8 protein-coding genes are annotated in these 11,771 nt (G+C 50.0%); all 8 read right to left on the bottom strand.

Annotated elements, in window-relative coordinates:
- Positions 1–7 precede the first annotated feature (7 nt).
- Positions 8–2,158, bottom strand: coding sequence for a DUF5054 domain-containing protein (locus tag HH215_RS34860; RefSeq protein WP_254450312.1), 2,151 nt, complete (start codon positions 2,156–2,158; stop codon positions 8–10).
- Between the two features lie 97 nt (positions 2,159–2,255).
- Positions 2,256–3,194, bottom strand: coding sequence for an ROK family protein (locus HH215_RS34855; protein ID WP_169284108.1), 939 nt, complete (start codon positions 3,192–3,194; stop codon positions 2,256–2,258).
- A gap of 19 nt (positions 3,195–3,213) precedes the next feature.
- Entirely contained in the window at positions 3,214–4,983 is a 1,770-nt protein-coding gene (locus HH215_RS34850; protein WP_169284107.1) for a class I mannose-6-phosphate isomerase, read from the bottom strand.
- 936 nt (positions 4,984–5,919) lie between these two features.
- Positions 5,920–6,687 (bottom strand): DeoR/GlpR family DNA-binding transcription regulator, encoded by a 768-nt coding sequence (locus HH215_RS34845; protein ID WP_169284106.1) that lies wholly within the window; start codon positions 6,685–6,687, stop codon positions 5,920–5,922.
- Between the two features lie 142 nt (positions 6,688–6,829).
- A complete protein-coding gene (gene ytvI / locus HH215_RS34840) occupies positions 6,830–7,864 on the bottom strand; it encodes a sporulation integral membrane protein YtvI (RefSeq protein ID WP_169284105.1) in 1,035 nt (344 codons plus the stop codon).
- Positions 7,865–7,896: 32 nt separating this feature from the next.
- Positions 7,897–9,261, bottom strand: a complete 1,365-nt coding sequence (locus HH215_RS34835; RefSeq protein ID WP_169284716.1) for a hemolysin family protein — start codon at positions 9,259–9,261, stop codon at positions 7,897–7,899.
- A 53-nt stretch (positions 9,262–9,314) separates the two neighbouring features.
- Positions 9,315–10,469 carry a radical SAM/CxCxxxxC motif protein YfkAB gene (yfkAB, locus tag HH215_RS34830; RefSeq protein ID WP_169284104.1) on the bottom strand — a complete coding sequence of 385 codons (1,155 nt, stop codon included), beginning with the start codon at positions 10,467–10,469 and terminating at the stop codon, positions 9,315–9,317.
- 141 nt (positions 10,470–10,610) lie between these two features.
- Positions 10,611–11,726 (bottom strand): HD-GYP domain-containing protein, encoded by a 1,116-nt coding sequence (locus tag HH215_RS34825; protein WP_169284103.1) that lies wholly within the window; start codon positions 11,724–11,726, stop codon positions 10,611–10,613.
- Positions 11,727–11,771 lie beyond the last annotated feature (45 nt).

Genomic DNA, 11,771 nt, shown 5'->3' with positions numbered 1-11,771 from the left:
TGAATGGCTAGTTGGATCTGAAAGTCAGCGTATAGCGGAACCGCGCATCCTCTTCGTACCACATCCGGAAATTGGTTCCCCACGCGTTGTTGTGAAGATTGAAGTAATAGCCTCCGCTCAGGTCGGCGAACAAGTTGTCGAACTGCAGCAGCCGCGGCTTTCCGATGGAGACGACGGGCGCATCCCAAGTTCGGATCGTCGCTTCTCCGTCGGCGCCGGAATAAGTCAGTCGAGATTCGATCGCGTGCATGCCGCGGTTACCGTTCTTCACGACCTCAAGCGGCGACAGTAACGATCCAAGCTTATCCATCTTCCACAAGTTAGGGTTATTTACGATAGGATTAATGCCGATCCAGCTGCCCTCCGGTAGGCGGTGGGCATCCTTGCCGAACCAGTTAAGGGTCAAGTCAATGTCTTCCGCATCTTTAGCGAATCGGTACAACAGCTCTAATTCTCTTGGAGCCCCTTGAATTTCGGAAGCCTGCTCGGACATTCGAAGCTTGGCTTGGACATAGTCGCCATCATTCGCATGCCGCACCGACAGCGAGACCAAGCTTGGTTCAAACATTCGATTCGTCGGATAGGGCTTGGCGAATTCAAATGCCGGCTTGCCGAAGTCCGCGGAAATCCAATCCAAGTTTCTGTCCCAATACGTCGTATATTGCTCGTACCAACGCCGATAGTCCGGCAATCCGAACGTTTCATAGCTGTAACGTCCGATACGCGAGTTGTCATCGGCCCATACTTTACCGTTATTCCCGCGAAGAAGGCTAATAGAGCCGTCTTCCGCGAACTCCGCTTCGAATAGACCGAGACGGTAAGTCTGTCTAATCGATATCGGATTGTAACCCGTCGAGGCGGCACGTTCGGGACGTAATCCCTTTAAGGCTTCCTCGGCCTCCCGACGTTTGTCCGCGTCCAGCGTCATTAATGCCGTTTGAACATAATTCCGCTGCTCGTTCCATGAAGATTCTACTTCGCTATAGGAGTACGAAGTTTTCCCGGTGTTTTTCGTATGGCCGGCAGACCAGCCTCTCGTATATTCGTAGGTTAACGGAAATAAATCTTCTCCGACGATATCCCGCTTACGCGCTGCCGCGAAGTCTTTCTTCGCATAGTTAACGAAATCCGGAAGGTATTTCTTCATATCCAATCCCCATGTATGCTCGGGAACCATGATTAGGGAATGACAGAAGGCATCGTATTGTTCCGAGTTCAATACGAGCGTACCCTCCGCGATCCATTTGTCCCGCAGACGAAGTAATTCCCGATAAGCGGCGATTTTCCATGGATCGCTCGCCGCTCCGTATATCCAAGAGTCGCCGATCTCCTCCCGTACAACGGGCAAGGAAGCCTTGTAGCTCCACAGCTTGTCCGCAAAGGCGTCCATCGTCGACGCTTGAATGACGGCATTAGGGAACTGCTCGGCCAATTCAACGAACAATTTATGAATATCCTCTACCGACGGCGGTCCGATGTTGTCCAAAGTATGAGAGAAATACAATACCTCGTCGAAACCGGGAATGACCATCGCCTCTCCGTAGGAGTCATTATAATTCACGATGACTTCAGCACCGTCGGCTGCTTTCCATACGAAAGCCTGCGGTACATCCGGAGCTTTGGAGGCGGGGTTTGTCCCCAAATGCAGGTAGCGGATTCCGGCTGCGGAGAGCAGTGGGACAATCCCGATGGTATGTCCGGGAACGTCCGTCATTTTCGCAGTAATCGTTTGCTTACCGTAGGTACGGTCGAGTTGGCTGCTCATAGACAGCCCGAATTCGAACAACCGCTTATCCATCAGCTCGCTATGGGTCGTGAACGGAAGCCCATGCCACACGATATGACCCTTCTGTATAGCCTCCTCCATCTTCGCCCGATCTTCGGGTGCCGCGTGATCCAGATAATAACGGATCAGCCATGAGCCGGTCGTCCAGACGAACTTCTCCGGACCGGGCTTATCCGCTAAATGATCGGCCAGTTCAATGGCCTTCGGGATAAATGAATCGACGTACTGATCGAGAACGTTCCGGGCTGTATCCGTAAAACCGATATCTAAGTGGGTTTTAAATACGATGTGTACGGTTTTGATCGAAGTTTTGATCGAAGTTTTGATCGAAGTTTTGATCGAAGTGTTGATCACACTCACTCCATCCATCATGATATAAATTACTCCTAAATTATATAAACCCTATCCTCTGCCGAACAGTGGATAGGATTTATATAAGGTGATCTTTTTTGCTTACTTTTTTGTTCGCTTAAACAGTCCCCATGAAGCGATATATCCCGCGAAACGTACTCAACAATGTATTCTCGCTCAGCTTAATATTCGTAATTATGCCGTTATGCTGAAGTCCCCTAGACAAAGCAGGCACGAACAATTGTCCGCTTTTCGCGATTTGACCGCCGATAACGATAGTATCCGGTTGGAATCTCTCCATAGGCGCGGTCAGGATTTGCGCCATGCGATGTCCAAACCGTTCGAACAGTTCGACCGCGAGTTCATTCCCCGCTAGCGCTAATTGCGCAAGCTCCCGGACATCCTGACCGCCGGCGAGATCCAATCCGAGCTCGTCGGCTAAGCTGAGCACTCCTCGGCGAGAAACGAAATCATCCGCGATGCCTTCCCCGTAGGACAGATGATACAGCCAACCATTCTCGGGCACATCCCGTTGGTGCTTGATCAGACGTCTTTTCTCTACGAAACCTGAACCGAGGCCGGTTCCGATCGTCAAACATACGACGCGGTCGGAAGCGGAAGCCTGCCCATACACCGCCTCGCCAAGAGCAAACAAGGATGCGTCATTCTCGAATGCCAGCTTCCAATTCGGGGCAAGGGACGCCGCAATTACGGCATCCTTCCGGAACACGTCCCTCAGCTTATCTCCGAGAGAAATACCGTATATGGCCTCGAACTTATTCAATCCTTGAATATAGCTTATCCCTCTCTCATAATCGAAGGGACCCGGGAAAGCATAACCGATTCCGTATACGCCGGCTCCCGATTCCTCGCTAAGGCGACTAACCAGATCTCTCGTCATATCCCTGAAACGTTCTATGATTTCATCTTGCGTTCCATTCGAGTTTGCCTCGTACTGCGTCACGGTATGTTCTAATACCGCCCCGTCTCTATTGACGACTCCCGCTTTAATATAGGTTCCGCCTACGTCAAAAGCGAGCAGAAACTGACTTCCCATAGCGAATCCCCCTACATGTTTAAGCTCGCACAAACGCCTTAATGGTAGCGATTGTCTGTCCTGCGCTCGGTCCGCTTGGACGAACCGTATAACGTTGCACGGACGCCGGTACGATAAAGGTTTCCGCATACCGTACAACGAACGGATCGAATTGTCCGTCGGGACTTTCCACTACGGCTTCCTCGCCCTCCACTAGATTAAGCATATGAACGCTTCCGTTCGCTTCATGCGTGACCGGTTCCGAGAACCAATGGCGGCGCGTTTCGATAAATTGCAATTCATGCAACCCCGTCCGTTCCTCTCTCCAACCCGTTCCTTCCGTGACCGTCTCCGCACGGTTCATAAGCTCGTTCTCGACCCATTCCGTCCTACGATCCCACTGCATGACTTTGGATCCATGTTCAAGATGGACGGGACGCGGTTTGCCATCAAGCCCGACCTGATCCCAGTCCCACAATTTGAAGGTAAATATATAAGGCGTCGCGCTAATCTCCAAAACCATGCAATCCGTTGCCGAGCAATGGATTGTACCCGCCGGGATAAGGAAATGCTCGTGCTTCTTAGCTTCGTATGCGTTGATGTACCGCTCCGCAGGGAAAGATATTTCGCCTGCCTGAGCCCGTTCCAAATCTCCCCACATCCGCTCGGCATCCGTATCTTCCTTCACCCCGAGATAAACAAGAGCGCCCGGCTTGGAATCCAGAATATAATAGCTTTCATCCTGCGTATAGGTCATACCGAAAGTTTGCTTAATATAATCCGTCGTCGGATGAACCTGCAAGCTTAGGTTTCCTCCGCCGATCGTATCCAATAAGTCGAATCGTATCGGGAATTCAGCTCCGAAGCGAGCGAGAACCCGATCTCCGAGCAACTCCCGGGACTGGAAGAACACGAGATTAATAGAAGGCAGTTCAAGTCGGATGCTACCATATTGGAAATAAAGGCTGTTCTCTTCCGGTACCCCATCGAAACCCCACGCGTACGGCTTCTCTTGTCGCGGTAAATCGATATGCTCTTCCAGCCACGTACCGCCCCATACGCCCGGGTCGAAATAGGGGACTAAGCGGAAAGGCTGCGAAGCCGTCTGCCGCAAACCGCTCATCAGAGCTTCATAGGTGACCATCTTAGGGTCATCCTTCGCGTTCGTATCCAAATAGTAGTCTATTTTATCGAACAAACGACGTTTCAACCGGTCCGCCATTCTCCATTCGAAGAAAAAGCCGCCTTTATATTTTCGAAGAATTTCTTCCTCGTGATTGTCCAAGCGCCAGTTGCCGAATTCCTTGGAGCGATAGCGTTGTTGAATTTCCCAACGAGCCAGGTCCGCATAGACGAGCACGTCCCCCTCGGAGACCAAGGAAGCTCCAAAGCCGATAATAACGACGATCCCGTTGTCCACCGCGTTCGCTTGATCCTTCAATTGCCGCAAACGATCGATGTCATAGAACTCCTCGATCTTGGAGGGCGACATAAAGCCGAATACCCGGTCATCGGTCAAATATTTGCGGATCTCCTGCTTGATTTGCTCTCCAGGCAGCGCGGCTTCTTCCGCGCGGATGACCAATGCCGGTTCTAGCCGAGATTCAAGCGCTTGTATGATTTCATCCTGACGAACGGAAGGGTAACATTCGATGACAAGAACCGATTTAGATGCCGACAGGCTGCTTATCCGGGATTGGAGTGCCTGCGCGATCCGATCATAACCTTGCCAAGCTTGATCTTCGCATTCCTTTATTCGTACCGTCGGCGACTGATTATAGTTTTTTGTCGGTTTCGTAGTTGTCGTCATTGCGTAAATACCTCCATCAATTTGATTAATATTATCAATACATAACATATAGTAACATATATTATCTTAAATTAACACATTAAAGAACAAAATCACCCTGACGGGTGACCATTTTGCTAAACCTTTTTCTATTAACGCGATTTCTGACTGCCTGAGTAAACTGCACATACCTGCACAACCCAATATCGGATTGAATACAAGGCAATCGGATTGGAAATGCAGGACAATCGCTTACGAAACTGAAACTTGAGGGACAGATTAGCCCTTGTGCGTTATCGCATAACCTCGCGGGCAACGACTATCCATTTATTGCTTACCCTATTATGCATTGGCACATCCGGAGGAGGGGGGCTGGTCTCGCGTTTTTGGGCCGAAAAACGGTAACGGAACCCACAGCCCTTATTTTGCTAAATAAGGGGCACTTCAAAATGTAACGGAAATAAGCGCCCTTATTTGCCGATAATCCAACAAAAATGGACCATTTGGACACAAATAACGACGTGTAGCTCCGTTAGAAATTCAATATCTCTGTTTTCTTCAAAATAGCGGCGTACAGCTCCGTTAGAAGTCCAAATGCTCACGTTCGTTAGCTATACGGCACCCCGCTCCGCCAGAAAATATTTTCAATATTTGAGAATGGTGATTTGCATTCAAAGAACTGCAATCGGCCGTAGGATCATGGCTTTTGTGGGCGCTCTTATTTGTGTATTTTTCAATGAAATCATGCCCATGCCCATTGCGCGTAAATAAAGGCGTTCCGCTCCGTTAGAATCTATAAATACCTGTTTTCGACGAAATAGCGGCCGTGGCAGCCGCTAGAAAATGAACGCTCGATTTTCGTTTGCTGCAAAGCCCCAAAACGGTAATTCCTAAACAACAAAAGAAAACCTCTGAGCTCATCCGAGGCAGAGGTTGCAGAGGTTCTAATTTTCCTTATTATACGATATGCAAGGGTACGCCCAGCTTAATGAAATAGTCTTTTATTTCCTCTGGAACTCCGCTATCCGTAATCACTGCGGATACATCCGCGGCCATCGCCGTCGTCGTGAAGGACCTTGCGCCGAATTTGGACGAATCAAGCAGCATGACGGTGCGCCCGGCGGAACGAATCATTGCCTGCTTCACGCGCGTATCGAGTAAATTAGGATCCGTGAATCCCGTCTCCGGAGTAAATCCCAGACCCGACAGAAACACCGTATTCGCATGAAATTGTTCGAAGAACGATTCCGCTACGGGTCCGACGAAAGTACTGGACTGTTCCCTCAGCATGCCGCCGCAACAGAGCACGACATTGCGTCCGGCCCCCGTATTTAAAGCATTCAAAGTATTCAATCCATTCGACAATATCGTTAATTGCGAAAATGATTGCAGATAAGGGGGCATCCGGGCTACCGTAGTCCCGCCCTCCAGAATAAGCACATCGCCCTCGCTTACAAAGTGCTTAATCGCATAGGAAGCCAGCCGCTCCTTAACGTCTTGGTTCCGGGATTCCTTCTCGATCGTTGCCGGTTCGTGGACATAACTCTGGGCGAGTACAGCGCCGCCATGAGATAAGATCACTTGGCCTGATGATTCTAACTGTTTCAAATCCCGACGAACCGTCATTTCGGATACGTCCAGGGCTCGGCTAAGATGCTTGATCGTACATCCGCCTTCCTTTGACAGATATTCGATGATGGCGGACTTACGTTGAATAGGAAGCAATCTAAGCACCTCTCTGTTTCAATTACACACATAATATAACATATAGTATCAATGATAAAACAATATGTAAACCGCTTCCTTCAGACAGAAAGAGAGCCTCCCGCGAGAGACTCTCCTTCCGACACTTCATACCTTCGTCGATTTACTGGAACTTGATTTTGAAATCGAACAATCCGGCCTTCTTCATCGCCATGAACACGATCACGACGATCGGACCCAAGAACACTCCGATGACGCCGACGAGTTCGTAACCGACATATAAGCTTATCAATGCGGATAAAGCGCCTATGCCGACCGCATCTCCGAGAATCTTAGGCTCTACGATCCGTCGAACGACCGTAATGATCAAGAAGAGTAAGATTAAGCCGACACCCGTATAAACGTCTCCGGTCGCCAACTGGTATACGGCCCAAGGAACAAGAGCGGATCCGACTCCGAGCACGGGCAGAATATCGACGACAACGATCAACAACGCAATCGCAAGCGGATATCCCGTCCCGATAATAAGCAATCCGGCGAACGATAAGATGTATGTAATAATGCTAAGCAGCAATTGCGCACGGAGAAAACCGAACACCGACCTGCGCAAACTTTGAAGAACTTCTTCGACTTGCAACCTTGATTTGTCCTCGAATAGAGACAGGAACGAGCTCTTCATCACCGGCAAGCTGAACGTAAATAAATATACGGCAACCAGAAATACGATAAAGAAAATAAAGAAGTCCGGAATGCCCGAAGCAAATCCGAACAAAACGCCGGAAATTTTCGTTGATAATTGCGTTAAAGCCCCGGTCGCGTTCGATACCCATTGCTCCAATTGATCGGGTACCGGCGCTCCCCCTTTGTTCGATAATCTCTGAGCTTGCTCTATTAAATCGCGTATGTAATCATTCGCGCTCTCAAGCATCATGGGCAGCTTATCGAAGAAAGCCCTGAGCTCGCTGACTAGCTTCATCCCGATCAAGCCCAGCAATCCTAACAAAATGACCGTAAACAAAGTGCTGGATACCGTTGAAGCCGCCATTCGGTTCATTCGGGATTTGCTCATGAGCAACGAAGTTAACGGCTCCAGGAAGATGGCAGCGACGAGAGCTAACAGGAAAGGCGCACCTACCGTAAACAATAAATACAAAAAGGCTAGCGAAACGACCATCAAAAGCAGAGTGCGAATCGGCATGGCGTATCCCCTCTTGGCTCCAAACTCCCCCGTTATTTCAACCGATCAGTCGTTTGCGAATCGTTCGTTGCCGGATCAACGAGCGCGATTTTATTTTTATAGATATGCACCCGCTGGACTCGCAAGCGTTCGGTTTGCGCGATCTCGAACACGTAACTATCGTGGATCACTTTCTGGCCTTTGGAGATATTGCCTTCAAGATGGTTAAACAACCAGCCGCCGATCGAATCCACTTCTTCGTCTTCGATATCGAGACCGAACAGATGATTCACGTCTTCAATAAGAATACGCCCGTCAACGGACGTTAATTCCCCTTTCACGACGACCATCGGAAGTTCGTCGTCGAATTCGTCGTGCAGTTCGCCGACAAGCTCCTCCAGTATCGTTTCGGCAGTGAGCATGCCGGCCGTACCGCCGTATTCGTCGATGACGATCGCGACTTGGGACTTTTTGCGTTGCATGAGCTTCAAGATTTTGCTGACTTCCATCGACTCGGGCACGCTCAGAATCGGTCTGAGGAAGTCCTTCAGATCGTGTTCCTCGTCCGGGTCCGCGGTCAACAAATCCGTAATATGTACGAAACCGAGAATTTGATCCTTATCTTCGAGTCCGACCGGATAGCGCGTATGCTTCGTCAGGTAAACTTGTTTTAAGTTGTCCGCATACGATATGTTCGTGAATAAGCAATCCATGTCCGTTCTCGGCAACATAATCTCGCGGGCGACGCGATCCGCGAATTCGAAGACGTTATCGAATAACGTCATTTCGTCCTTATCGATGATGCCGCTCTTCGCGCTTTGATCCATTAGAATACGGATTTCTTCTTCCGTATGCGCCGCTTCGTGCTCGCTCGCGGGTTCCACGCCGACCAGCTTAAGCAAGCGATTGGCCGTCCCGTTCAGAAACCAGATGACGGGGAGGAACAGCCGGTAGAACATAAGAAGCGGGAAAGAGAGCCATAGCGATACGCCAACTGAACGCTGAATGGCGAGCGATTTCGGTGCCAATTCCCCGAGCACGATATGCAAGAAGGTGATAACGCAGAAGGCGACCGTGAACGCGACGGTATGAATAATCGTTTCGTCGGTCACTCCGAACTCGTGCAGAAGGGGAGCGATGATCAAATCGGCGATCGCAGGCTCTCCCACCCAGCCGAGACCTAGCGAAGCCAACGTAATGCCGAGTTGGGTCGCCGACAAATAGGCGTCAAGCCTCTTATTGACCTTAAGCGCGTATTTGGCGCGCACGTTCCCTTCGTTGCTTAACTGGGTAAGCCGCGTCTGACGTACTTTAACCAATGCGAATTCGGAAGCTACGAAAAATCCGTTAAGAAACACTAAGAACAATACCAGAACAACGTTCCAGAATATTAAACCCCATTGTAGTTCCAAGTAAATCGTGCTCCTCCTCGTCTGCCCCGATTATGACATTCTGACTTTACGTCGATGTCTTAGGGGATTGCTTGCCTCTTAGTAAAATCGGCATCGCGATAGTACATATCCGATACAAGTAGATTAGGACCACAGCAATTCGCGACCGGACAATGACAATTTACCGCTTGCTGCATCGGATGCTCGCGCCAGTTGGCGAACACCTCGTCAAGCTTCTCGTTACGGATGTTGCCGAAAGCCGGTACCGCCGCGAAATCCGTTACGTAGACGTCGCCGCTGAACAGATTTACGTTTACTCGATTCCGTCCGTCCGGATCGTTCCGGACCGTAACGTTCGATTCCTCCCGTAATCTTCCGACCAATCGCCGTTCCTCGTCGTTCTCGCTGCAAGCGAAGAAAGGCAACGTTCCGAACAGCATCCACACGTCCGGATTCCGGTTATCGAGCAGCGTCTCCACGGCTTCGAACATTTGCTCCCGGGTGATGGCGGGAAGACCGGAAGCGAAGGAGCTCGGATACATCGGATGGACTTCATGGCGCTGACATCCCATCTCGACGATCATCCGATGAATATCCGTTATTTTGTTATAAGTGCGGTAATTGATCATAGATTCCGCGGATACGAGCAATCCGCCCTGCGAGAGCTTCCGCGCGTTATCGATCATGCGATCGTACATCTTGGAAGTCGTTTCAAGCCGGACGTTCCGTCCCGTTCGGGCAAAGCCGACCTGATGGAAATCTTCCGCTTCGGTATAGTTAAAAGATATGTGCATGACATCCAAAAAAGGAGCGATAAGCTCATATCTTTCGTAATCCATCGTTACGTTCGAGTTCAATTGCGTCCTTATTCCGCGCGCTCTCGCATACTTGAGCAAAGGAATCAACACGTTCCGTACCGTATCCATGCTGAAAGTCGGCTCTCCCCCGGTCATGCTGATCGTCTCGAGGCGCTCCACTTCATCTAATCTTCTGAATACGAGATCCATTGGCACTCGCGGCGCTTCCGTCATCGTGAGGCTGTCTCCGACGGCGCAATGCTCGCATCTCATGTTGCACAGATGGGTTACGGTAAATTCCACGCTCGTTAACTCGTGACGCCCGAACCGCTGCAACGAACGAATCGGATCCCACGGATCATAAGCGGGGGTTAATGCTCTCCAGCCCGCTGGCGGCGCGAACGGAGCCGCTGCTGCCGGTTGGGAAATTGCTTGCATATTTCATGCTCCTGTCGTTTGTTTCATACCTTTTATTGTACTGTTCGGAGGCGATAAAAACAAACTTTTTACCGTTCGTGAACAAAACAAGCTGCTCCCGCTGCAGTTTTCCTTCTGCTAGCGGGGCAGCCTATATCGCGATTATGCAGGTAACGAATCGGATTCACCCATGCCCAACTCGATCTTCGATATGAGTACGTTTAGATTTTTCGACAAATCCATATCGAAAGGCGCGTTCAACTCCACGCCGTCTTCGTCGGTAATTATTCGAATAACGGGGCGATGGGCGCACGTCGAGTTGATATCGCTGACGATCGCGATTTGTCCCGTGTTCAGTTTGACCGTCAGACCGATCGGATAGATGGCGACTTTATCCCGGAACAGTTGCAGCATTGACGTATCGTAGAGAATATCGCTGCCCGAATATAAAGCTTCTACCGCTTGATGCGGAAGCATGGCATCCCTGTACAGTCTATGGCTCGTCATAGCGTCGTAGGAGTCCACGATGCCGATCCATTTGGCATATTCGTGGATTTCATCCCCCTTAATTCCTCTCGGGTATCCGGAACCGTTTAACCTCTCATGATGCTGATAGGCGCAATGCGCTGCCAGCAAAGGGATGTTCGGCTCGTCTTTAAGCAAGTAGAAGCCGCGCTCCGTATGCCTCTTCATTTCGGTGAACTCGTCCGCGGATAACGCCCCCGGCTTCAATAACACTTTCATGGAAATTTGGGTTTTTCCGATGTCGTGCAGCATAGCTCCGAGGCCGAGAGTGAGCAGCTGATCTTGATCGTACCCCTTGGCGATGCCAAGCAAAGTCGAATATACGCACACGTTCAAAGAATGCATATAGAGATAATGATCCACGGTGTGCAAGTTCATCAACATGATCATAGCGTCCTTGCTGCCGCTTAACTCGTCCATAATCTGTTGCATCACTTGCCTTATTTTCCGGCCGACATAAGGATACGTGCCCGATCTATTGCGTTGGGGATAGTTAATGAAATCACGGAATGCTTGACGAATGGTTTGAATCCCGTTGCGCTGCGTTTCTTCGCTTAATAGCTCCGGAACGACCAAATCGTCGAATCTCGCGTCTTGAACGTAGAGAAAACTAATGCCGCATTCTCCCAACCGGCGGATGAGCGAAGAGGTCAGCTCGACTCCTTCAGCCAATAGCACGATGCCATCGTCGGAGTATATTTTTTTGGCCAGTTTCATGCCCGGCCGACTTAAGGAAATCGGCATCATGCGCATTTCGTCATTATTCCTCCTTTTCCCCTAACAAAATTATCCACAAGG

The organism is Cohnella herbarum, assembly GCF_012849095.1.
Taxonomy (GTDB): Bacteria; Bacillota; Bacilli; order Paenibacillales; family Paenibacillaceae; genus Cohnella; species Cohnella herbarum.
This window is presented reverse-complemented; position numbering and strand designations above follow the sequence as displayed.